Origin of the sequence: Kribbella sp. NBC_00482, from assembly GCF_036013725.1 — a bacterium.
Classification (GTDB): domain Bacteria; phylum Actinomycetota; class Actinomycetes; order Propionibacteriales; family Kribbellaceae; genus Kribbella.
This window is the reverse complement of the sequence record NZ_CP107881.1, coordinates 7,682,592-7,704,251: the sequence shown is the minus strand read 5'-3', so window position 1 is coordinate 7,704,251 and position 21,660 is coordinate 7,682,592. Positions and strand designations below refer to the sequence as shown.

Here is a 21,660-nt window from a genome sequence, read left to right as displayed (position 1 = left end):
GATGTCGCCGTTGAAGGGTCGCGTCACCCTGGCCACGGTGGCCGGATCGGCCGGTGTGTCGGTCGCCACGGTCTCCAAGGTGCTGAACGGACGCAGCGACGTCTCGGCGTCGACCCGCGCCCGGGTCCAGGACGTCCTCGAGAAGCACGGGTACGTCGGGCGCCGCCCGGACACGGTGCACCGGGACACGATCGAGCTGTTCTACCAGGGCGTCGTCAACGCCTACTCGGTCGAGGTGATCCAGGGCGTGGTCGCGGCCGGTCAGGCGGCCGGCGTCGACGTCGTGCTGACCTCACATCCGAAGCATCCGCCGACCGCGAGTGGCGGCGCGACCCCGGGCCGGGCGGTGGGCTGGATCCGGCAGCTGATCGCCAGCGGCCGGCAGGCCGCCATCGGTGTCACCAGCGAGCTGTCTGCCGCCGACCTGGCCGCGCTGGCCCGGGCCAGGTTGCCGCTCGTGATCATCGACCCCGCGAACACCCCGGAGCCAGACGTGATCAGCGTGGGCTCGACGAACTTCGCCGGCGGGATGGCCGCGACGCAGCACCTCTTGTCCCTCGGCCACCGCCGGATCGGATACGTCGGGGGTCCGCCGACGTCAGGTTGCAACCAGGCCCGGCTGAGCGGCTACCGCAGCGCGATGGAGTCGATCGGCGCCGGCGTACCGGCCGAGTACGTGTGGATGCGCGACTTCCTGTACGAAGACGGGCTGGTCGGCGGTACCAAGCTGCTCGACCTGCCGGAGCGGCCGACCGCGATCTTCGCAGGCAGCGACGAGGTCGCGCTCGGGATCCTGGAGGCGGCGCGGGCGCGCGGCCTGCGGATTCCGGAGGATCTCAGCCTGGTCGGCTTCGACGACACCGAGGTCGCGCGGCTGGCGTCGCCGCCGCTCACCACGGTCCGGCAGCCGCTGCGCGAGATGGGCGCGGTCGCCGTACGCACTGTGCTGCAGCTGGCCGCGGGGGAGCCCGTCGCCTCCCACCACGTCGAACTGGCGACAACCTTGATCGTCCGCGGCTCGGCTGCTCCGCACGGGTTGTCGTCGGTCGCCGCTTCCTGATCATTCCTTGCGATCGGCGAGGACCTTCGTCGCGAGGACGGCGGCTGACAGCAGGACCGCGGAGAGCGCGGCCAGCAGGGTCAGCGGTACGGCGTTCGCGCCGGCTGATTTCTCGTCGGACAGAACGGTCATGATCGGGCGGATCGGGGAGATCCAGCCGACGAGCAGTACGGCGAGGATCGCGGCGGCCGCGGTGAGCATCGCGACCCCGATCCGCGGGATCACGAGACGCGAGCAGAGCAGGCCGATCGCGATCCCGATCATCGCCGCGCCGAGTTGCGCGGCCGCACCGACAGCGAGGTCGCCGGCGGTGACGACGTGCTTGCCGGTGACGATCGGGTAGACGAGACCGATCACCAGGAGCGGTACGCACCAGGTGAGCACAACGGCGACCGTCATCGTCAGGACACGCAGCGAGCTGCCGATCATCACCAGCGTGATCTTCCGCTGGGTCGGGTCCTCGTGGTTGACGATGCTGACGGTCAGCCAGGTCGTGCAGACGAGCATCGCCAGCACGCAGAACGAGTACGACGACTGCAGCGGGCCGTTGTCGGACGTCGTACCCACGGCCATCGCGGCGAGGAAGATCAGCGTCGGCGGAAGGTACCGCTGGGAGAGCAGGACGCTGGTCAGCAGGTAACGGTAGAGAGCGCTCACTCGGGTTTCACCTGCCGTACGGTGACGACCGACCAGCCGTGGTTCAGCGCGGTCAACAGCGCAGCATCGTGCCGGCCGGTCGGCAGCACCACAGTCACGCCGCCCTCAGTACGCCGCACCTCCAGCACGTCCGGGTGGTGGTCCCAGTCGATGTCTGCGGCGGGGATCAGGTGGAGTTCCGTGAGGGCGGTTTGCTGGCGGAGTGAGGTGAGGCGGCCGTGGTCGAGTTCGCAGACGCGGGTCGCGGTTGAGCGGACGACTTCGGCGGAGTGTTCGGTGAAGGCGACTGCGGCGCCTTGGTCGGCGGTCTCGGTGAGGAGTTCGCGCAGGGTCGAGTGAGCAGTCGCGTCGAGACCGGCCCAGGGCTCGTCGAGAACGAGCAGTTGTGGCGGATCGAGCAGCGCCTGCGCGAGCGCGACCTTCTGTGCGTTGCCTTTCGACAGTTTGCGCATCGGTGTATCCGCGCCGCCCGAAAGCGCGAGGCGGTCGAGCAACTCGAGAGAGCGGTCTCTCGCCGTTCTCGTACCGAGTCCACGGATCCGCCCCATGTGCCGCAGGTACGCCGAAGCCGACAGGCGATCGTGCGACGTGAACACATCGGGCACGTAGCTGACGACGTCGGCGTTGCGCTGCACCGTTCCCGCGGACGGTCGCGACAGGCCGACCATCAGTCGCAACACCGTCGACTTGCCGGAACCGTTCGCGCCGACCAGAGCCAGCAGCTCACCGGCGTTCAGTTGCAGGTCGACGTCAGCCAGGATCTCCCGGCGTCCGTACCGCTTGGACACCTTCCGCAACCGGACCACTTCCATGCGGCGAGCCTATCCAGGGCGCGGGCCGCATCACGCGGTGCAGTGGGCGGGTGAGGACGATCGAGACCAGCAGCGAGGCCGCGGCGAACGTGGCGATCGCCGGGGCAGGCGCGGTCAGGTCGGCGAGCGCTCCCGCCAGGATCGCGACCACACCGAAGGTCGTCATCCGCAGCGCGGACTCCAACCCGAGTACTTGGCCCCGGAGTTCGCCCGGAGTCAGCTCGACCAGGACCTCCTGCTGCGCAAGCGAAGCCGAGTACCCGCTGCTCCCGAGAGCGACCAAGACGCAGAGGATCGCGATCGGCAGATCGAACAGGAAACCGAGAAACGGTACGGCCAGCACGAACCGGAGAACCTGTCCCGCGATCCGGCGACCTCCAGGAGTCAGGAAACGGCCGACCACGAGATCGCCCGTCATCATCCCGGCAGCACCGGCGGCGAGCAACCAGCCGGCGCGTGAACCGGCGTACGGGACGAACAGCGCCTCGCAGCCGACGATCAGGCCGTTCGGGAGGGCGAGCGCGAGCAGTAACGGCCGGATGCGGGGCAGAGAAAGGAGCGAGCGGTTGCCGCGCCACGTCTCGGCGAGGCCGGTCCGCGCAACCCGGCGGGGTGCGCGGTCGTGCAGACCGAAGCGGATGACCGGTACCGCGAGGGCGGCGCAGGCGGTCGCGATCCAGAGCACGGTCGACGGGGAGACCATCTGCAGGAGGACACCCGCGACGCCGAAGCCGGCGATCTGCATGGCGCCGACCGACAGATTCATCGCGGACCGGCCGAGGACGAACTGGTCGGTGTGCACGACCTCGCCGAGCAGCCCCCAGCGGACGCCGGCCCCGATCGAGAGCCCGTACGCGACCGCGAGCGACAGGACGAGCCGGAGACCGGCGGAGAGCCCGAACGCGGCTTGGATGCCGACCGCAACGGTCGAGAGAACCGAGAGCAGCGTGAGCACCTGGCGGGGACGCGCCGTGTCCGCCGCGGACATCAGCGTGGAAACGCCGAGAACCTGCGCTAGCGACGGTCCGAACATGATGGTCGCCGCGAGTAACGCGGATCCGGTCGCGGCGTCGACCAGGATCGCGAGCGTCAGGCTGGTCATCGTCGAGGACGCGTTGCCGAGCGCGCTGCTGATCCACAGGTTCCGGAACTCCCGGTTGGCGAAGATCGCCCGGTACGTGGTCATGGTCCGCAGCATCGACCGCCGTTCTCGCGTCGCCTACAGTTTCGGGTGGAGGCGAAACGTTGTCCGAGTTCCTGGTCGATGCCGACACGCTCGTGAACGCGCGATTCGGTACGTCGCAGCTCACCGAGACCGTGGCCGCGCTGAAGCTGCTGCGCGCGCCGGTCGAGCCGTGGTTCCGGCCGTGGAAGGACACGCACAGCGCCGCGTTCCAGGCTGCGGTGGCGGCGAACCCGGTCTGGTCGGCGCTGTTGGAGAGCGCTTTCGGGCGTAGCTGGGTCGCGGACTTCCTGACCGTGCCGCCGCTCGAGCCCGACCTCACGCTGGATGCCGAACTCGAGCACCTGACCGCGCTCTCCGACGATCACATCCGCGCAGACCTCAACGTCGTACGGACGCCGCTGCCGCCGATCCTGCTCCTGTCGCGTGGGCTCGCGGGGGAGGCGGCTGAGTTGCTGCGGTGGGTTTGGCGGACGACGGTCGAGCCGGACTGGCCGCGGCGGTTGCGCGTGCTGCAGGCCGACATCGTGTCGCGGACGTCGCGCCTCAGCGAGCAGGGGTGGTCCGGCGTACTGCGAGGGCTCGGCCCCGATGTGCGGTGGCTCGGCGACGGACGGATTCAGGTGAACCGTTGGGACTACCCGGCGACCGACGTCCGCGGGCGCGACCTGATGTTCATCGCGGCGCACACCCAACGCGTGAACGTCAGCTGGCGGCTGCCGGATCGGTTCGCACTGACCTACCCCGTGACCGGCATCTTCGCGACAACCGAAACGCCGGACGAACCGCTGGTGCAGCTGCTCGGCCGCAACCGCGCCCGCATCCTGGTCGAGGCTGCCGAACCCGTGAGCACAACGTTGCTCGTGGCCACCACCGGTCTGTCGCTCGCCACCATCTCCGACCACCTGCGCGTCCTGACCGACGCCGGGTTGCTCGAACGGCGCCGCTCCGGCCGATCAGTCCTGTACTGGCAATCCGACACCGGCCGCCAGGTGGTCCGGCGGCCGGCGTCGAACCTCACGACCGGACCAAACGCCTGATGGTGGTCGGCAGGCCTTCTTCGTCGAGGCCGATGGCGACGTGCTCGTTCCATCGGTCATCGGTGTGGGGGTGGTCCGAGCGCCAGTGGCAGCCTCGGCTCTCCTGGCGCGCGGTCGCTGCCACGATGACGGACCGTGCCACCGTCGCGAGCGGTCCGTTGCCCAGGGCACTCAACTCGTCCGCGGCGGCGTCGAGGCCGGCACCATCGCGCCGGATCCCCGCGTACTTGGTCAGGATCGCCCGGATTCGCTCCGGTTCGCGGTCCTCGGTCAGCACAACGTCGTACGACCTGTCAGCGGTCTCCGGCAGGTCCAGGATCAAGGCGGTCGCCACCCGCCGCCCGAAGACCAGCCCTTCCAGCAGGCTGTTGGAGGCGAGCCGGTTCGCCCCGTGCACACCCGAAGCGGCGACCTCGCCCACGGCATACAGGCCTGGTACGCCGGTTGCGCCGTCGCGGTCGACCTGGACGCCGCCGCAGAGGAAGTGCTCGGCAGGCGCCACCGGGATCTGCTCGGACAGCAGGTCGACACCGATCGACGCGCACGAGGCCAGTACGGTCGGGAACCGTCGGCGGAGAACGTCCGGCTCGATGCTCCTGGCATCGAGCCAGACATGATCGGAGCCGTCCCTGCGCATCGCTGCCTCGATCTCCCGGGCGACGATGTCACGAGGCGCCAGATCGGCCCGCGGGTGCCGGCCGGCCATGATGAGGCGGCCACGGACGTCACGCAGTACGGCGCCTTCTCCGCGGACCGCTTCGGTCACCAACGGCAACTGCCCGCGGGTCTGTCCGGTGAAGAGAGCGGTCGGGTGGAACTGGACGAACTCCATGTCCACCAGCGATGCCCCGGCCAGCAGCGCGAGCGCGATGCCGTCACCGCGCACCGCTGACGGGTTGGTGCTCGCCAGGTAGGCGTTGCCGATGCCGCCGGTCGCCAGTACGACGGCCCGGGCCTCGATCCGGACGGTTTCGCCGCCCGTCTCGACGAGCACACCACTGACCCGCCCCGAGGTCGACTTGGTCAGACCGATCGCTCGCCCGGCCATCGTTTCGACACCGACGGCGCGGACCGCGGCACGCAGCGCGCGATCAACTTCCGCGCCGGTGGCATCACCACCGGCATGCACGATCCGGGGATGGCTGTGGCCACCCTCGAGAGTCGTCGACAGTGAGCCGTCCTCGCGCCGGTCGAAGAGCGCACCGTGCGCGATCAGTTCGGCCACCCGCTGCGGTCCCTCCTCGACCAGCGCCCGCACGTTCCGTGGATCGCAGAAGCCTGCTCCGGCGACATTGGTGTCGTGCGCGTGGTCGAGCGGATCGTCGTCACCGAACGCGACGGAGACGCCGCCTTGGGCCCACGGCGTACTGCCGTCGCCGGCGCTGAGTACGAGCACCTCACGGGTCGCCGCCAGGCCGAGGGCGGCCGAGAGTCCGGCCGCGCCCGCACCGATCACGACGACATCGACGGCGCGCGTCATCGCGCGCCTGCCGGCTTGCCGATGGCAACCATCCGCTGGACGGACTGCCGCGCACGGTCGGCGAGGTCGGCCGGCAACTGGATCTCGTCGCGGCCCTCACGCAGGCATCGGAGGAGCAGTTCCGGCGTGATCATCTTCATGAAGCGGCAGGAGGCCTTCGGGTTCACCGGCAGGAAGGTCGTCTGCTGGTTCACCTTGCGGAGCTGGTGCAGCATGCCGATCTCCGTCGCGACCAAGGCGGTCTTCGCGGTCATGCCGCGAGCACTCTCCAGCATGCCCGCGGTGGAGAGGATATGGGTCCGCTCCGCGGGCAGGTCGCCGCGTCCGGCGAGCCAGATGGTCGACGATGCGCAGCCGCACTCGGGATGGACCAGAACCTCCGCGTCGGGGTTCGCAGCCACCTGGGCGCGCAACTCGACCGGGCTGATGCCGGCGTGCACATGGCACTCGCCCATCCACACTTCCATGTTCGTCCGGCCGGTCTGCCGCCGGACGTGTTCGCCGAGGAACTGATCGGGCAGGAACAGCACCGGCTGGTCCGCCGGAATCGAGTTCACCACCTCCACCGCGTTGGACGAGGTGCAGCAGACGTCCGCCTCGGCCTTCACCGCGGCGCTGGTGTTGACGTAGGCGACGACCGCCGCCCCGGGGTGCTGCGCCTTCCAGGCGCGCAGCTGGTCGGCGTCGATGGTGTCCGCCAGGGAACACCCGGCCTGCGCGGTGGGGATCAGCACGGTCTTGTCAGGGCTGAGCAGCTTGGCGGTCTCCGCCATGAAGTGCACACCGCAGAACACGATCGTCGACGCTTCGGTTTCAGCGGCGATCCGGGACAGCGCGAGCGAGTCGCCGACGTGATCGGCGACGTCCTGGATCGCCGGTTCCTGGTAGTTGTGGGCGAGCAGGACCGCGTCTCGCTCGCGGGCGAGGTGGCGTACCTCGTCCTGCCACGTGCGCACCTTGCTCTGGCCGACAGTCACGACGGGACCCCTTCCGGAGGTTTTCGCTTAGCAGTCGATAACTGGAGACGACGCTACCATCGTCGACGTGTCCACTGCCAAGAAAGGTGATCCGGTTAACTGGCCGAGCTATCCGCACGAGGTGCTGGCGGTGGTCCTGTCCGTCCGCGACGGTCGGCTGAGCGTGCTGCTCTGGAAGCGCGCGCGGAATCCGTACCGCGGTCGCTGGTCCTTGCCGTGCGGTGGCGTCGAGCCGACTCAGCGGCTTCGCGAGGCCATCACCGCGCACCTGGCAGGGAAGGTCGACGTCCGCGAGGTCGCGCATCTCGAGCAGCTGGCCACGCACAGTGCCATCGATCGCGATCCGCGAGAACGCGTGCTCGCCACGGCGTACCTCGGTCTGGTCCCGTCCGACGTGGAGCCCGAGCTTCCGGCCGACACGGCTTGGCACCCGGTCGACGATCTGCCGGACAGTGCGTTCGACCACCATTACTTCATCGATGCCGCGGTCGGGCGGCTGCGGGCCAAGCTGTCGTACACCAACATCGGCTTCGCCCTGGCACCGCGCGAGTTCACCATCTCCGAGCTGCGCGACCTGGTCGGCGCGGCACTGGGTTACAAGCTTGGCGCCACCAATCTGACGCGGGTGCTGACCCGTCGACACGTGATCGAGCCGACAGACCGCACGGCCCGCCCCGGCCAGGCCGGCGGCCGGCCCGCCGCCGTGTACAAGTTCGCTGCCCGCGAACTGACCGTCACGGATCCCTTCGCCGTACTCCGTCCGCCGCGCTGAGGCTGCAACGTGACCGACGCCGGCCGCCGGGTTGTCCGGCGACCGGCGTCGAATCGCCCCGAGCCCCGATGAGCTCGTGCAGCCGGGCAGCTAACGGACCTGGAGCTCCGTGGAGAGCGGTAGGTCCGAAACCGACGAGCCGGCTCGGATCGTGAAGGCACCGGGTTCCGTCGTCCAACCCGCCAGATCGTCGGTGACAGCCCAGTGCTCGAAGGCGTGCTCGTGCAGGCGGACCGTGATCTCGCGCGCCTGACCCGCATCGAGGCGGACGACGCCGAACCCGGCCAGCCAACGGACGGGACGGTCGAGAGCGCTCTCCGAGCGTTCCACATACACCTGGACGACGTGCTTGCCGGCGCGGTCGCCGGTGTTGCGCACGGTCAGCGCGACGGACGACGGATCGTTCGCGCGCAGATCCGAGAGCTCCCAGGTGGTGTACCCGAGACCGTGACCGAACTCGTACGCCGGCTCGGTGCCCGCCTTGAGCCAGGCGCGGTACCCGATGTGGATGCCCTCGTCGTACCGCACGACCCCGTTCTCCGGGGTCACGTTGATGACCGGCACGTCCTCCTGCTCCCGCGGCCACGTGGTCGGGAGGCGACCGCCCGGCTCGGTACGGCCGAGGAGAACGTCGGAGAGCGCGTCCCCGTATTGCTGACCGCCGAAGTACGTCGCCAGCACAGCAGCGACGTCGTCCCGCCAGGGGAGGAGGACCGGGGATCCCGCGTTCACGACCACGACAGTTCGCGGGTTGGCGGCCGCGACCGCGCGGACCAGGTCGTCCTGCCGGCCCGGGAGCGCGAGCGAGGTCCGGTCGTAGCCTTCGGACTCGACCTTCGAGTTGGTGCCTACGACGACCAGCGCCACGTCCGCGGCCCGGGCCGCTGCGACGGCCTCGTCGATCAGGGCCTGCGGGTCGTCGTTGCTCGGTTCGACACCGACCGTGATGCTGAGCGCGTTGCTCAGGCCGCCCTCGAGCTTCGGCAGGTCGAGCTCGACGCGTACGTCGATCGGCGTTCCGGCCGTGACCTCGAGCGGCGTGGAGATCGACGGCGGGGAGAGCAGCGCGGCGCCCAGGTCGTTGCCGACCGGGATCGCGGTGTCCTCGCGGAGGAGCTTGCCGTCGGCAAAGATCCGGCCGCGGCCGACCGACGCGAAGCCGAGCTGGATCGCGCCGGACTCGGTCGGCGTCCAGGTGGTGCGGAACTCGAAGACCGCCGACTCGCCGATCGGGGCGTTGCCGCCGAGGTACACGAGCGCGCTGGAGAACCGGTCTTCGGCGAAGAGTTCGGAACCGTCGGCGGCGAGGAACCGCACGCGGGCGCCCGGCTCACCGGACTGCGGGTTGGTCATCGTGGCCGGCGTGAGCTCGGCGACGCCTTCTTGGACGACCGCGCCGATCGAGTACGTGATCTCTGCGTTCGGAAGCGCGGTACGCAGCCCGGAGAGCGGTGAGATAACGCTCTCTGGGATTACCGTCGCGCTCCCGCCGCCCTGGGTCCGCGCGTCGCGGGCGTTGTGGCCGATGACCGCGACCTTCGTCAGTTCCTCGGAACGCCAGGGGAGCGCTCCCTCGTTGCGGAGCAGGACCGTGCCTTCCGCGGCCGCCGTACGAGCGAACGCGATGCCGTCGACCTGCGGCGGGTCGGCCGGCTTCTCGAACCCCTCGAGGGCGCCGACGCGGGCCGCGAGCGCGAGAAGGCGACGGACCTTGCGGTCGATCGCGTCCTCCTTGATCTCACCGGACCGGACGGCCTCGACGAGTGCGTCACCCCAGGCCCCGACCGGACCGGGCATGGCGAGGTCCTGCGAGTGCTTGGCGCTCTCCAGGCTGCGTACGGCGGTCCAGTCGCTGACGACCACACCGTCGAACCCCCAGTCGGTGTTGAGCGGGGTCTCGAGCAGGTCGTTCTCCGACGCGGTCGCGCCGTTGATCGAGTTGTAGGCGCTCATCACCAGCCACGCCTTCGACTCGGTGACCGCTTTCTCGAAGGCCAGCAGGTAGACCTCGCGCAGTGTGCGTTCGTCGACCACGACGTCCGCGGTGAAGCGGTCGGTCTCGAAGTCGTTCGCCACGTAGTGCTTCGGGGTGGCGCCGACGCCGAGCTCCTGCACGCCGGCGACGTACGCCGCGGCCAGGTCCGCGGTCAGCACCGGGTCCTCGCTGAAGGCCTCGAAGTGCCGCCCGCCGAGCGGAGAACGGTGCAGGTTGATCGTCGGGCCGAGCACCACGTCGACGTTCTTCCGGCGCGCCTCGAGCGCCGAAACCACGCCGTACCGATGCGCGATGCCGACGTCCCAGGACGACGAGAGAGCGGTGGCCGACGGGAGGTTCAGCGACGGGTCGCGCTCGTCCCAGACCGCGCCCCGGACGCCGCTCGGGCCGTCGGACAGCACCATCGAACGCAGCCCGATCGCGGGCAGCGGGTGGGTGGACCAGAAGTCCTGGCCGGTCAGGATCCGGACCTTCTCCTCCAGGGAGAGCCGGCCGAGCAGGTCGTCGAAGTTCATGGCGACGACTGTACGTCCGAAAACCAAGTGATGCTAGGTTTTGAACATGGCTAATTCCCGGGGTCCGTACGCGAAAGGCGTCGCCAAGCGCGCCGAGATCCTGCGGGCCGCGCTGGAGGTGATCGCTCGGCACGGGTACCGGAAGACGTCGACGCGTGAGCTGGCTGCCGCGGCCGGGCTCAGTGAGGCCGGGATGCTGCACTACTTCGGCTCGAAGGAGCAGCTGTTCGAGGCGGTGCTGCGGGCCCGTGACGAGGCCGACAGGGCGCGGTTCGAGACCGGCGACCCGATCGACAACCTGACCGCGATCGTCCGGCACAACGGATCGGTGCCGGGTCTTGTGCAGTTGTACTCGACGTTCTCGGCCGAGGCCGGCGATCCCGAGCACCACTCTCACGAGTATTTCGTGGAGCGGTACGCCGGGATCCGGGAAGCTCTCGCCGACGCGGTTCGGGCTCGTCAGGCGGCCGGCGCCCTCAACGCAGCGGCCGACCCGGAAACGATCGCGACCCTGCTGATCGCGCTCTCCGACGGTCTGCAGGTGCAGTCGCAGTACGAGCTGCCGGCCGACACCGGTGACCTCTTCAGCCACCTGCTCGACCTGCTGGGTGGTCCCACGCGGGATAGTTGAACCATGACGAATCCGGCCGACAATCCGCCCCCACCGGCAGAGGCCGCCGCCCCACCCGCACCGTCTCCTCCGGAGGGTGTCAGTCGGTCGATGCTTTCGCGGGAGGTCTGGCTGGTGCTGGCGCTGTCGCTGGGGGCGTCCGGTGTGGCGGCGATCATCTCGTTCACTGGTGTGCTGACGTCGTCGAAGCCGATCAGTGGGCAGACCGCCGTGATCGTCGGTTCGCGCGCGCCGGGTCGGCCGTGGCTGGATCTCGCGTGGCAGGTCTTCGCGGTCGTGACCGCCCTGGTACCTGTCGCGCTCGTCGGTCACCTGCTTGCGCGCGGCAAGGAGTCGTTCCGGACGATCGGCTTCGACCTGCAGGACAGGATGCGCGACCTCGGGCGCGGTACGGCGATCGCTGCCGCCGTCGGGGGAGCGGGACTGCTGTTCTACATCGGTGCACATGCGACCGGCGTGAACCTGACCGTCGACCCGTCACAGCTCCCCGACGACTGGTGGCGGATCCCGATCCTGATCGCGGTCTCCGCGCAGAACGCCGTACTCGAGGAAGTCATCGTGCTCGGGTACCTGAACCGCCGGCTCGACCAGCTCGGCTGGTCGGTACGCCGGGCCACCGCGACCAGCTCGTTGCTGCGCGGTTCGTACCACCTCTACCAGGGGCTCGGCGGGTTCGCGGGAAACGTGATCATGGGCGTGATCTTCACCTACCTGTACCGGCGGTGGGGCCGGATCATGCCGCTCGTCGTCGCGCACACCCTGATCGACACGGCCGCGCTGATCGGGGCGACGTACCTGCTCGGCAAGGTGTCCTGGCTGCCCAGCTGAAAGGCCTAGTTGAAACGTACATTTCAGATTTGGGCAACTGTAAAGACTGACACGTAACCGATCGGCGTCCGGACGGGTTGAGGATGACGTGACAGTCAACGGGGAAATCACGAGTCCGCCTGAGATCGACGCCGGTCTCGCAGCCGCGGCGCTTGCCGTGTTCGCGCACCGGCACGAGGTCGTCCATCTGCTGTACGCCGCCACCGACGAGCCGGACGCGCTCGCCCGGATCGGCGGCCTGCTGAAGGTCGACGAGGCGGCCATCGCACGTGTTCTGGACCAGCCGCTGCGCTGGATGCTTCCGCAGTTCCGCGCCGAGCTGGAGACGATCGCGGCGGAGCCGGCTGCACCCGGCGCAACCACGAGCGCAGCCACCAGGTCGTCTGCCGGGGCTCCGGCGGGCGGCTCGGAGAGCGCTCCCTCGGATCTCCAGTCGGCGGCCGCCTCGACCAGCTGAGGCAGCAGCACCAGTAGGACGCACCGCTCCATCGGTAGGTTGGAGCGGTGCAGACGCGTGGGCGGGACATCCTGGAGATCGCGGACGAACTGACCACGGCGTACGTCGAGGTGTTCACGGCGCCGCCGTTCGAGCGCCGCGATCCCGAGGAGACCCGGATCGCGTTCCGGAAACGGCTCGAGACCGATGCGGAGCGGGACGGGTTCCAGGCCTGGATCGAGCGGTCGGAGGACGGGCGGATCGCCGGGTTCCTGACCGGGTGGACGACGCCGGCGCCGTTCCGGACCGACCGGTCGTACGGGAGTGTCCTCGACCGGATCGGCAGCGAGCAGGTCGAGGAGCTGCTGATCGGCGCGTACGAGGTGGACGAGCTCGGCGTATGCCGGCACGCCCGCGGTACCGGCCTGGCCCGGCGTCTCCTCGAGAGCGCCACGCGCGACAACCATCGCGCCTGGCTCCTCGCCTGGAACCAGAACCACGATGCGATCGCGTTCTACCGCCACCTCGGCTGGCAGCAGCCCGAGGTCCGCGGCTCCGAAACCGACATCGTGGTGTTCGTGGCGGGCGCCCCCGATCTCCGGAAAGAATCCGTCACCAGCTGACGAATTCTTACCGGAAACCCGCGGGAGTCACAGCCCGAACAGGGCGGTGGCGTTGCGGTGGGTGACGGCCTCGTGTTCGTCGGGAGTGAGGTCGGCGGCCTCGAGAGCGCCCAGGGCGATCGACGGATCGATGAGCGTGGCGTCGGTGCCGAACATCATCCGGCCGGGGTCGATCCGGTCCAGGATCCAGCGGATCCGGTTCGCCTCGGGTGCGGACCAGCACGGCTCGAACCAGATCCGGTCGGTTCGGTCCGCGGCCTCCGGGACCCTTGGCCAGCCGTTCGCGCCCATGTGACCGGCGAGCACCCGCGCTCCCGGGACCCGGGCGGCGACGTCGGCCAGGTCGACGACGGTGTCGCCCCACGTGTGGACGAGCGTGGGCAGCCCGTACTCGGTCGTGAGCTCGATCGCGGCCCGCATCGCGGGCGAGGTCATCGGCGTACGGCTGTACTCGGTGTGGATCTTGGCGCCGACCCACCGCGTCCGCCCGTCGCCGGCGAGCAGCTCGTCGAGATCGGTGCGGGCCTCGTCGAGGCGGCGCGGGTCGACGACGATCATCCCGCGCAGCCGCGGGTCGGCCGGGAGTTGCTTGGCGAGAGAGCGGTTGCCGAGGGGAGCGTCGTACACGATGGCCTCGATCGCGGAGACCAGTTGGAGGTCGATGCCGAACCGGTCGAGTCCGTCGATGTTGGCGTCGATGCTCGCGACGTCCATCGAGAAGAACCACGGTCCCCAGTGCGCGTGTACGTCGATCAGCATGCGGGCTCCAGCAGGGTCGTGAGACTGCGGCTTCCGGCGTGGGCGATCTCGTCCTCGCTGAGCTTGGAGGAGAGCAACCGGCGGATCACCGAGCGGGTCTCGTGGAACGGCGTCCGGCACCCGAGCACGAGCCGCTCGGCGCCGACCTCCGCGGCCACGATCTCCAGCGAGTCCGGTCCGGTGAGCATCCGGGTCGACGTGTGGAACCCGGGCTCGGACCGGGCCAGCACCACGAAGTCGCCGAGGTAGTAGAAGTGCGTGTCGAGGAACACCACGCGCGCGCCGAGCCCGCGCAGCGCCGGGCCGACCTTGCGGACGTCGCCCTCGGCGAAGATCGTCAGCCCGGCGTCGACGAGCAGCTGCACGACATGCCCGAAGGCCGGGTACGTCGGCTCGACGCTCTGCGCGGTCGGCGCCAGCCGGATCGCCCGCGGCGGCGTATCGCTCGCCAGCTGACGCTCGAGCTCCTTCTCCGCCCCGAGAGGATCACGCAGGTCGAGCACCGGGCACGTCGTCCAACCGTTGCCATCGGCAACCTGCCGCGCCTCGTCGTTCCCGGACGGTACGTCGAAGTGCACCGCCCGCAGCCCGGACACGACTCCGCCCGAGATACCGCTGTCCGAGAAGACCTTCGCGATGTTCTCGGGCCGTCCCCAGCGCCCCGTCGTCACGTCGTGCCCGACCAGGATGTCGCAGTCGAGCAGCAGGGGAGTATCGGTCATGATGCCTTCCGGGACAGGGCGTTGTGGACCTTGCGGATCGCGGCGACGATGTCGTCGACGTCGGACTCGGTGTAGTTCTCGTTCCAGCCGAGGACGAGCAGCCGGCGGTCGATGAGTTCTTCGGCGTTCGGGCACAGGCCGACCGGGTACGAGACGTCCTGCAGCGGGAAGCCGGACTGACCGTAGGTGATCCGCTCGCGGACAGCAGGTGCGGCGTACAGCGGGCTGGTCAGGTACCCGCCGTTCGCCGGCACCCCCTCGGCAGTCAGCGCCGCGGCCCACTCGCGCATGTCGCCGGCCGCCTCGGAGATGATCAGCGGGTACTGCCAGTACACATGGTCCTGCCCGTCGGGCGGGGCCGTGACCCCGGCCAGGTCAGCGATCCCGGCCGTGGCTCGCAATGCCGCCGTACGACGGTCCTGGACGACGCCACGTAGACGGTTCAGTTGGGCGCGAGTGACCGAGGCGACGAGTTCGGTCATGCGGTAGTTGAGTGCGAGGAACAAGTAGGTGCGCTCGTCGGTGTCACGCGGCCAGCCCTTGTCGGCGAACAACCGCATCCGGCGGGCGCGTTGCGCGTCGTCGGTGACCGCCAGACCGCCGTCGCCGGCGCTGATGTGCTTGGTCTGCTGCAGGCTGAAGCAACCGATGTGACCGATCCGGCCGGCGAACGTGTCGCCGACCGGGGCGAGATACGCCTGGGCGCAGTCCTCGATCAGTAGGATCCCGTGCTGGTCACAGAGCTCGCGCAACTCCCGGACCGCGGCCGGCTTTCCGAACAGGTGCACGACGATCACGGCCTTCGTGCGCGGCGTGATCGCGGCGGCCACGGTCTCGGGCGTCAGGTTTCCCGTGATCGGGTCGACGTCCGCGAACACCGGAACGGCGTTCTGCATCATGATCGGGAACACGGTACCCATGTCGCTGATCGGCGTGGTGATGATCTCGTCGCCGGGATCGGGGTTCACGGCGGCCACGGCCAGGTGCAGCGCCGCCGTTCCCGAACTGCAGGCGACCGCGTGTCCCGCGCCGAGCATGGACGCGAACTCCATCTCGAGCGCGGGAACCTCCGTTCCCCAGGTGGCCGAGAGCATGCCGCTGCGCAGCACCCGCTCGACCGCCTTGATCTCGTCGTCGCCGAAACGCCGGCCGCTGGCGTTCATCACCGACGGCAGCGGGTCGGTGCGCACCGGCGTACCGCCGTCGCGAGCGAGCTGACTGTTCTCCATCAGACGGATCCTTTGCTTAGGGCAACGGTAGTTGGACGAGATCGCGGTCGGCGAGGCCCCAGACCGCGTGCCGGGGGCCGCGGACCGGGGTCAGCTGCGGCACGGTGTACCACCCGTCGCCCAGTTTGTTCACGAGCAGCTTCGCACTGCTGAGACCCGGCCCCAGCTGGTACAGGTTCCCGCCGAAGTTCGTTTCACAGTAGACGCCGGTCCGGTCAGTGTGGATCTGGCCGTACCCGGACAGCTTGTTCGCGCCGCGGACGACGACGCGCGTGCGCAGGTCGTACGTGAACCAGCCGCCGCTGGTGCGCTTCAGGACGCCGTACAGGATGCCGTTGTGAACGGCGACGCTCTGGATAGAGCGCTCTCCGGCGAGTGGCTCGGCGGTCCAGAGCAGCTCGCGGCGGCACAGGTCGAACGCCCCGATCGCCGCCGAGGTGCGCGTCGGCGGGATGCCACCGCCGCCGACCACGTCCCCGCCGAGGTACGCGATGCCGTCGACGATCGAGACCGACAGCAGACCCTGGTCGGGGAGTACGCCGTAGTGCACGTCGAGCTCACCGGTGCGGATGTCGAGCAGGGTGAGTGCGCCGGTCAGCTTCCCGGTGCCTGGTGCGGACGCGATCGCCAGCAGCTTCGACTTCGGGTCATACGCGGCCTGCCACGGTCGGATCTGCTCGTGGCCGATCGCGCCGAAGCTGTGCACCTCTTTGGTCCGCGGGTTGATCCGGACCACCTCGGTGCTCGGATACAGCGCGGAGTACAGCTCGCCCCGGACCCAGTTCAGCGTCTTGGCCTCACCGGCGACCCGGAGCCGCCGCGTCACGCCGGTGTCGATCGCGTGCTCGGTGACGACCCAGTGCCCACCGACGTACACGTGCGGGTCGCCGATCACGATCGACTGCGGCTTGTCCGGCGCGGGCGTGAAACCGGCGTCGACGAGATCGAGCAGCTCGAACTCACCCGTTCCGACGTCGAGCCACCACAACACTCCGGACCCGGTCGAGCCTAGGAGTGTGCTCGCGTCGAGCATCACGAGCCGGCGGTGCTCGTCCGACGGCGCCGGTGTCGCCACCGCGGTGAGGCTGGTGTCCTGCGGCCCGCACGACCAGACCGTTCCCGAGGTCCGGGTCGTGAGGTACGCCGTACCGTCCGCAGCGACCGTGATCGCGTCGACGCTGGACTGTCCCTCGGGCAGCGGCACGCTCCGTACGTCGCTGCCGTCGAGCGCCATGTTCAGCAAGGCGCGGCTGCTGCCCACGTAGATCCGTTCGCCGGCGCCCGCGAACGGGCCGAAGTTCTGCCCGCGGGACGCCTCGGGCGTGATGTCGCGGAAGGTCCCCGTACTCCGGTCGTATCCGACCACCTGCGACGGCGTGTAGATCCCGGCGTACACGTAGTTGCCCGCGGCCCCGACGTAGCGGCCGTACTGCGCTCCGGGGACGGGGGCTCCGAGCCGGGTGGCTGCGTTCGTCGCGGGATCGATCTGCCAGACGGCGCCGTTCGGGTAGCTGACCGCGAACACCTGGCCGTCGGGGGCCGTTGTCATGTCCCAGACGAATCCGCCGGGACCGGCCAGCGCTCCTACGTGGGTCACTGACCCGTCGGCCGGGTCGAAGCAGTAGACGTCGGCAGTCGGATAGAGCCCGCAGTAGACCTTGCCTGCGGCAACCGTGATTCCCCAGCCGCCTTCGCCGGTCGGCAGCTCGACCGTCCTGGTCACGCGGCGGGTGGTCAGGTCGACCTCGGTCAGCCGGGGCGGCACGATGCCGCGGCTGATCACGTAGGCGTGGCCGTCGTGCACCGCCATCGCGACGACGGCGGCCGTGACGACCGCGGGACCGGACGTGGGCAGGGTGGATCCGTCGATGGGTCCGTCCTCCGCGTGGGCAGTGTCAGGGTGGGTGGCAGGGACAGCGGTCAGCGCGCCGCTCGCCAGCGCGCCGGCGAGAGCGGTACGGCGGGAGATGATCATCGGAGCCCTCCGATGCGGACGAGATCGCGGCCCTTGATCGTGTAGAGCGCTCTCCCGTCGTACGACGTGGTGATCAGCGGATAGCTGTAGATCTGCGCGCCCAGGCCGTCGACCACTGTGCTCACGGTCGGGGCGCCGGTGGGGTTCGGCGTGATCTTGAAGACGCGCTTGTTGTCGGTGCCGTAGAGGCCGGAGCGGGCGATCGTCAGCCGGCTCTGACCGGTGCCGAGCGTCGCACTCGTGAGGAGCTTGCCGGTCCGCGGATCGAGGACGGCGAGACGGCCGTCGTCGGTGGTCGCGTACAACCGGCCGCGGTAGAGGACGAGATCGCTGTAGGTCTGCGCGAGAGACAGGGGAGCGCTCTCCCACAACGTCCGGTTGCGGCGCAGGTCGAACGCCACGACAGTTGCCTCGGGCAGGATCGGGTCAGTGCCGAGGCTGTTCCGGGTCGCGCCGCCGAGGAACGCGATGCCGTCGGCAGTCGTCAGCGAGCGGACCGACTGGTGCGGTACGACGCCGCGGTGCACCTCGCGGTCTCCGCCGGCCAGGTGCTGTTCGACGAGCGTTCCGTCGTACTTGCCGTAATCGGGCTCAGTGGAGACCAGCCACGTCTGCGAACGGTCGTCGTACGCGGCGTCGGTCGGGCGGGTCTGCTCGTTGCCGATCTGGCCGAGTTCGTGCAGGTCGGTGCCGTCAGGCTTCATCTGCCACAGACGGGCCAGTGTGTAGACGCCCAGGTACACGTTCTTTCCGACCGGCGTCATCGTCTTCGCCTCGCCGGGCAGGAACGTGCGGGTACTCGTGCCCGCGGCGAGATCATGAACCTGGACACCGGCCTTGCCGCTGACCAGGACGGACGACGGCGTGGCGGCGAGCGCCATCACCTGTTCGGGCGCGGGCGGCAGACCGGCCTGGCCGAGATCGGTCCCCGTGAAGGTCCCGCTCGCCTCGTCGAAGTCGACGACCTGGCTGGTCAGCTCGGCCCGTATGGTGCTGCTCGACGAGCCCTCGACGAAGATCCGGTTGAAGTAGGCACCGTCGTACGGCGAACCGAGACGCGTCAGCACGTTGTCGCGGTACCGGTAGAGCGTGCCGGACGGACGGGTGCCGAGGTAGATGTCGTCACCGCTGAGGGTGATCGCGGTGACGTACTGGTCGCCGCCGGGCGTCTGCACCTCGACCGGGTTGCTCAGGTCCGCGGTGTCGAAGACGAGCATCGTCCCGGTGGGGGAGAGGCCCGCGGCGAGCTTCGTCCCGTCGAGGGCGAGGGTGGCGACGAACGTGCGGTCCGCGTACTTCGCGGGCAGCACGTCGCGGCGGTCGCCGGTCGCGCGGTCGATGGCGATCAGGTGCGCCTTCGTGCCGACGCCTGCGTAGATCGTGGTGGCGTCGGCGGCGATGCTGCGGACGTACTGCTCACCGGCGATGGCTGCGCCGTACGACTTGGTCGCGCCGGTGGCGGGGTCGTATTCGTGCACCGCGCCGTCCGGATAGGTACCGGCGACGATCTTGCCGTCCGGGGTCGCGGCGATCGACCAGACGAACGAGCCGAACTGCGCGACCTTGGTCGCGGTGCCGGTGGTCGTGTCGACCTTGTAGACGTCGCCGGGGGTGTAGAGGCCGATGTACAGGTCGGTGCCGATGTGGGTCATCGCCCACGCTCCGGCGCCGGTCGGCAGCGAGAACTTGCGGTCGACGGTCTTGCCGACCGGGTCGAACGCGCCGACCTGGACGGGCGAGACGCCGGACGTGATGGTCCAGATCCGGTCGCCGACCTGCTCGGCGACGCTGGTCGAGGTCACGGCGGACGCCGGACCGAGGCTGGTGACGGTCGGAGTTTCGGCCCCGACCGGAATCGTGGCGCGGGCTGGGTCCGAAACGCTCACCAGTCCTGCGCAGATGACCAAAGCAGCGATCATTCCCCGTGCGAATCGCTTGTCCACAAGGCCTCCCGGGACAGTACGCACCGAATTACGGTCATGGCTGAAATTAGCCGGACGTGCGTCAGCACGTCAACCGTTGAGAACTAATCAGAGATGAACGCGATAAACGACAAGCGGGCGACCGCTGCCGGTGCCGAGCTGAGTGCCGGTGGCATCCGCCAGCCCGGCGCGCTCGAGGCGGTTCAGGACGCGGCGCGCGGTTCGCGGCTGGATGCCGAGGTGATCGGCCACGGAACGCGTGGTCAGCCCGTCCTCCGGGGTGGCGCGGACGAGCTCCTGCAGCCGTTCGAGTGTCGCCTTCGAGAGGCCGGCGCGCTGTGCGAGCAACTGCAGTTTCGAGCGCTGCTGTGCGCGTGGCGGCGCGCCGCCCACCAGCACGAGGTCGATGTCGTTGCGCAGCGACACGACGGCCGCCGTACGTCCGGCGGTCTTCGCCCGGCCAAGTGCCCGGCGGGCCAGTGCCTCGGTCTCGGTCCCGGACCCGCCGATGCCGAACCCGATCCGGACCGGTCCGAACTGCTCCTTCAGCCGGGTCAGCATGCTGAGCTCGGTGAACGCCGCGGTTGCTTGTTCGAGCGGTCCGCGGGTCGCGATCACGAGCCAGCGCTTGTCGTCGTACCGGATCACGCTGCCGCCGAGAGAGCCGGCTTCGCGCTGGAGAGCGCTCTCTGCGTCCGGAGAAATCTCCACCAGGCCCAGCGCGATCTGCGCATCGTCACTGCGCAAAGCGTCATGAACGAGCAGCAGACTGTTCACCGCCGCACGGACCGAGTGCACCGACGGCGCCAGCCGGAGGGTGGTCTGCTCGGTCCGGAGTTTCTCGTACGCCGACCGCAGACAGGTGATCGCGACGGTCGCGCCGGCCTGGTGGTGGAAATCGACGATCTCGTCGAGGCTCAGACCGGGCCGGTACGGCAGCACGCGGACACCGCGCATCGGGAGCCCGACCTCGTCGAACGTCTCCCGGACGTCGCCCTCGTCGAGTACGTCGATGCTGAGCGACGTCACGTCGTGCCCCTCGCGGAGCAGTTGGACCAGGGCGCGCATCAGCGTCGCACCGGTGTACTCGACGTGCACGGCCGGGCGGTCCAGCAGGTCCTGCGCGGCGGCGATCTGGTACGGGACGACGCCGGTGAACAGCCACGCGTCGACACTGCCCGGCGCGTCGGCCATCACCTTGGGGGTGTCGGTCTCCCGGCGGTACCGGAGCGGGACCACCTCGACGCCACGTAGTCCCTTGATGATCCGGCTGGTGGAGGTGACCAGGTCCGACGGTCCCACCACTCCGATCGTCGTCACCACGCGCGGATCCCCTCCATGGGGGTCAGTCTCACCACAAGACCCCACCGCTGCAAGAACCCGCGCCGTGGTCGGCTACGTTCGCCTCATGGAGCGCGTTCTGGAGTGGATCGACGAGGGTACGGCGCTGTGCCGTGACGCACTGGGCGATCTGGAGGCGCCGTCGTCGCTGCCGGGCTGGTCGCGGCGGCATGTCGCGGCCCATCTGTCGCTGAACGCCGAGGCCCTGGGAAACCTGGTGGAGTGGGCGCGGACCGGCGAGGAGCACCCGATGTACCCGTCGCGCGAGGCGCGGGACGAGGACATCGAGAAGGCCAGTGCACGGCCGGCGGACGAGCTACGGGCCTGGTTCGACGAGTCCGCGGCCGGGTTGGTCGCGGCGATGGCGGCGTTGACGGACGAGCAGTGGCAGACGCAGGTCCGGACCTCGCGGGGCGCCCCGATGCCGGCGTCCGAGATCCGCTGGATGCGCTCTCGCGAGGTTCTCATCCACGCCGTCGACTTCGGCACCGGCCTCACGTTCGCCGACCTCCCGACCGACTTCCTCGAGACGCTGTGCGAAGACATCCGCACCCAGCGCAGCGACGTACCCGAAGTAACCGGCCCACTCCCAGACCTCGCGGCCTACCTAGCAGGCCGCCCGTACGCCACCGTCACCGAACCGAACGGCACCCCCGCAGCCCCCCTCCCACCCTGGCTCTGACTCGCAGCGCGAGGTCAGGC

The 21,660-nt window shown here is 69.6% G+C and carries 20 protein-coding genes; 8 read left to right on the top strand and 12 right to left on the bottom strand.

Features of this window, described 5'->3' with window-relative positions; all coding sequences use genetic code 11:
• Nucleotide 1 precedes the first annotated feature (1 nt).
• Complete coding sequence (locus OHB24_RS37235) at nucleotides 2–1,060, top strand: LacI family DNA-binding transcriptional regulator (RefSeq protein WP_327635622.1); 1,059 nt, start codon at nucleotides 2–4, stop codon at nucleotides 1,058–1,060.
• Here the strand turns inward: OHB24_RS37235 and OHB24_RS37230 are convergent, their stop codons facing one another.
• Genes OHB24_RS37230 through OHB24_RS37220 form a run of 3 tightly spaced genes read right to left on the bottom strand, consistent with a single transcriptional unit; the run spans nucleotide 1,061 to nucleotide 3,715 of the window.
• Complete coding sequence (locus OHB24_RS37230; protein WP_327635621.1) at nucleotides 1,061–1,717, bottom strand: hypothetical protein; 657 nt, start codon at nucleotides 1,715–1,717, stop codon at nucleotides 1,061–1,063. It lies immediately after the preceding gene.
• Nucleotides 1,714–2,529 carry an ABC transporter ATP-binding protein gene (locus tag OHB24_RS37225; RefSeq protein WP_327635620.1) on the bottom strand — a complete coding sequence of 272 codons (816 nt, stop codon included), beginning with the start codon at nucleotides 2,527–2,529 and terminating at the stop codon, nucleotides 1,714–1,716. Before OHB24_RS37225 ends, OHB24_RS37230 begins: the two co-directional genes overlap by 4 nt.
• Nucleotides 2,468–3,715, bottom strand: a complete 1,248-nt coding sequence (locus OHB24_RS37220; RefSeq protein WP_327635619.1) for a hypothetical protein — start codon at nucleotides 3,713–3,715, stop codon at nucleotides 2,468–2,470. Before OHB24_RS37220 ends, OHB24_RS37225 begins: the two co-directional genes overlap by 62 nt.
• A gap of 59 nt (nucleotides 3,716–3,774) precedes the next feature.
• Here OHB24_RS37220 and OHB24_RS37215 point away from each other — a divergent pair, with 59 nt between their 5' ends.
• The gene (locus OHB24_RS37215) at nucleotides 3,775–4,752 is read left to right on the top strand and encodes an ArsR/SmtB family transcription factor (RefSeq protein ID WP_327635618.1); all 978 of its coding nucleotides are present in this window, start codon (nucleotides 3,775–3,777) and stop codon (nucleotides 4,750–4,752) included.
• Here OHB24_RS37215 and nadB read toward each other — a convergent pair.
• Nucleotides 4,730–6,232: an L-aspartate oxidase gene (gene nadB, locus OHB24_RS37210; RefSeq protein WP_327635617.1), complete on the bottom strand. Its 1,503-nt coding sequence runs from the start codon at nucleotides 6,230–6,232 to the stop codon at nucleotides 4,730–4,732. The two genes, OHB24_RS37215 and nadB, sit on opposite strands and share 23 nt — an antisense overlap.
• Complete coding sequence (nadA, locus tag OHB24_RS37205) at nucleotides 6,229–7,209, bottom strand: quinolinate synthase NadA (RefSeq protein WP_327635616.1); 981 nt, start codon at nucleotides 7,207–7,209, stop codon at nucleotides 6,229–6,231. Before nadA ends, nadB begins: the two co-directional genes overlap by 4 nt.
• Nucleotides 7,210–7,276: 67 nt before the next feature.
• On the opposite strand from nadA, the gene OHB24_RS37200 reads away from it, so the two are divergent.
• Nucleotides 7,277–7,981, top strand: coding sequence for an NUDIX hydrolase (locus OHB24_RS37200; protein ID WP_327635615.1), 705 nt, complete (start codon nucleotides 7,277–7,279; stop codon nucleotides 7,979–7,981).
• Nucleotides 7,982–8,071: 90 nt separating this feature from the next.
• Here OHB24_RS37200 and OHB24_RS37195 read toward each other — a convergent pair whose 3' ends face one another.
• Complete coding sequence (locus OHB24_RS37195; protein WP_327635614.1) at nucleotides 8,072–10,492, bottom strand: beta-glucosidase family protein; 2,421 nt, start codon at nucleotides 10,490–10,492, stop codon at nucleotides 8,072–8,074.
• A 46-nt stretch (nucleotides 10,493–10,538) separates the two neighbouring features.
• On the opposite strand from OHB24_RS37195, the gene OHB24_RS37190 reads away from it, so the two are divergent.
• The 4 genes from OHB24_RS37190 (at nucleotide 10,539) to OHB24_RS37175 (ending at nucleotide 13,010) form a co-directional block, all read left to right on the top strand.
• Nucleotides 10,539–11,123: a TetR/AcrR family transcriptional regulator gene (locus tag OHB24_RS37190; RefSeq protein WP_327635613.1), complete on the top strand. Its 585-nt coding sequence runs from the start codon at nucleotides 10,539–10,541 to the stop codon at nucleotides 11,121–11,123.
• A 90-nt stretch (nucleotides 11,124–11,213) separates the two neighbouring features.
• Nucleotides 11,214–11,951 carry a CPBP family intramembrane glutamic endopeptidase gene (locus OHB24_RS37185; RefSeq protein ID WP_327635612.1) on the top strand — a complete coding sequence of 246 codons (738 nt, stop codon included), beginning with the start codon at nucleotides 11,214–11,216 and terminating at the stop codon, nucleotides 11,949–11,951.
• A gap of 88 nt (nucleotides 11,952–12,039) precedes the next feature.
• The gene (locus tag OHB24_RS37180; RefSeq protein WP_327635611.1) at nucleotides 12,040–12,408 is read left to right on the top strand and encodes a hypothetical protein; all 369 of its coding nucleotides are present in this window, start codon (nucleotides 12,040–12,042) and stop codon (nucleotides 12,406–12,408) included.
• Nucleotides 12,409–12,455: 47 nt separating this feature from the next.
• Nucleotides 12,456–13,010, top strand: coding sequence for a GNAT family N-acetyltransferase (locus OHB24_RS37175; RefSeq protein ID WP_327635610.1), 555 nt, complete (start codon nucleotides 12,456–12,458; stop codon nucleotides 13,008–13,010).
• Between the two features lie 27 nt (nucleotides 13,011–13,037).
• On the opposite strand, the gene OHB24_RS37170 is transcribed toward OHB24_RS37175, so the two are convergent.
• The 6 genes from OHB24_RS37170 to OHB24_RS37145 form a co-directional block, all read right to left on the bottom strand.
• On the bottom strand, nucleotides 13,038–13,769 hold the full coding sequence (locus OHB24_RS37170; RefSeq protein WP_327635609.1) for an amidohydrolase family protein: 732 nt from the start codon (nucleotides 13,767–13,769) through the stop codon (nucleotides 13,038–13,040).
• The gene (locus OHB24_RS37165; protein WP_327635608.1) at nucleotides 13,763–14,491 is read right to left on the bottom strand and encodes a hypothetical protein; all 729 of its coding nucleotides are present in this window, start codon (nucleotides 14,489–14,491) and stop codon (nucleotides 13,763–13,765) included. Before OHB24_RS37165 ends, OHB24_RS37170 begins: the two co-directional genes overlap by 7 nt.
• Complete coding sequence (locus OHB24_RS37160; RefSeq protein ID WP_327635607.1) at nucleotides 14,488–15,720, bottom strand: DegT/DnrJ/EryC1/StrS family aminotransferase; 1,233 nt, start codon at nucleotides 15,718–15,720, stop codon at nucleotides 14,488–14,490. Before OHB24_RS37160 ends, OHB24_RS37165 begins: the two co-directional genes overlap by 4 nt.
• Before the next feature lie 16 nt (nucleotides 15,721–15,736).
• A complete protein-coding gene (locus tag OHB24_RS37155; RefSeq protein ID WP_327635606.1) occupies nucleotides 15,737–17,695 on the bottom strand; it encodes a hypothetical protein in 1,959 nt (652 codons plus the stop codon).
• The gene (locus tag OHB24_RS37150) at nucleotides 17,692–19,581 is read right to left on the bottom strand and encodes an outer membrane protein assembly factor BamB family protein (protein WP_327635605.1); all 1,890 of its coding nucleotides are present in this window, start codon (nucleotides 19,579–19,581) and stop codon (nucleotides 17,692–17,694) included. The genes OHB24_RS37155 and OHB24_RS37150 overlap by 4 nt, the downstream gene beginning before the upstream one ends.
• A 144-nt stretch (nucleotides 19,582–19,725) precedes the next feature.
• Complete coding sequence (locus tag OHB24_RS37145; RefSeq protein WP_327635604.1) at nucleotides 19,726–20,940, bottom strand: helix-turn-helix domain-containing protein; 1,215 nt, start codon at nucleotides 20,938–20,940, stop codon at nucleotides 19,726–19,728.
• An 85-nt stretch (nucleotides 20,941–21,025) separates the two neighbouring features.
• Between OHB24_RS37145 and OHB24_RS37140 the strand changes: the two genes are divergently transcribed.
• Nucleotides 21,026–21,640, top strand: a complete 615-nt coding sequence (locus tag OHB24_RS37140) for a maleylpyruvate isomerase family mycothiol-dependent enzyme (protein ID WP_327635603.1) — start codon at nucleotides 21,026–21,028, stop codon at nucleotides 21,638–21,640.
• Nucleotides 21,641–21,660 lie beyond the last annotated feature (20 nt).

Bases quoted from the DNA above. Each gene is read 5' to 3' on its own strand.
- OHB24_RS37140 (WP_327635603.1), top strand. From the start codon at position 21,026: ATGGAGCGCGTTCTGGAGTGGATCGACGAGGGTACGGCGCTGTGCCGT.
- OHB24_RS37225 (WP_327635620.1), bottom strand. From the start codon at position 2,529: ATGGAAGTGGTCCGGTTGCGGAAGGTGTCCAAGCGGTACGGACGCCGG.
- OHB24_RS37235 (WP_327635622.1), top strand. From the start codon at position 2: ATGTCGCCGTTGAAGGGTCGCGTCACCCTGGCCACGGTGGCCGGATCG.
- OHB24_RS37170 (WP_327635609.1), bottom strand. From the start codon at position 13,769: ATGCTGATCGACGTACACGCGCACTGGGGACCGTGGTTCTTCTCGATG.
- OHB24_RS37190 (WP_327635613.1), top strand. From the start codon at position 10,539: ATGGCTAATTCCCGGGGTCCGTACGCGAAAGGCGTCGCCAAGCGCGCC.
- OHB24_RS37160 (WP_327635607.1), bottom strand. From the start codon at position 15,720: ATGGAGAACAGTCAGCTCGCTCGCGACGGCGGTACGCCGGTGCGCACC.
- OHB24_RS37185 (WP_327635612.1), top strand. From the start codon at position 11,214: ATGCTTTCGCGGGAGGTCTGGCTGGTGCTGGCGCTGTCGCTGGGGGCG.
- nadB (WP_327635617.1), bottom strand. From the start codon at position 6,232: ATGACGCGCGCCGTCGATGTCGTCGTGATCGGTGCGGGCGCGGCCGGA.
- OHB24_RS37220 (WP_327635619.1), bottom strand. From the start codon at position 3,715: ATGACCACGTACCGGGCGATCTTCGCCAACCGGGAGTTCCGGAACCTG.
- OHB24_RS37195 (WP_327635614.1), bottom strand. From the start codon at position 10,492: ATGAACTTCGACGACCTGCTCGGCCGGCTCTCCCTGGAGGAGAAGGTC.
- OHB24_RS37155 (WP_327635606.1), bottom strand. From the start codon at position 17,695: ATGATCATCTCCCGCCGTACCGCTCTCGCCGGCGCGCTGGCGAGCGGC.
- OHB24_RS37165 (WP_327635608.1), bottom strand. From the start codon at position 14,491: ATGACCGATACTCCCCTGCTGCTCGACTGCGACATCCTGGTCGGGCAC.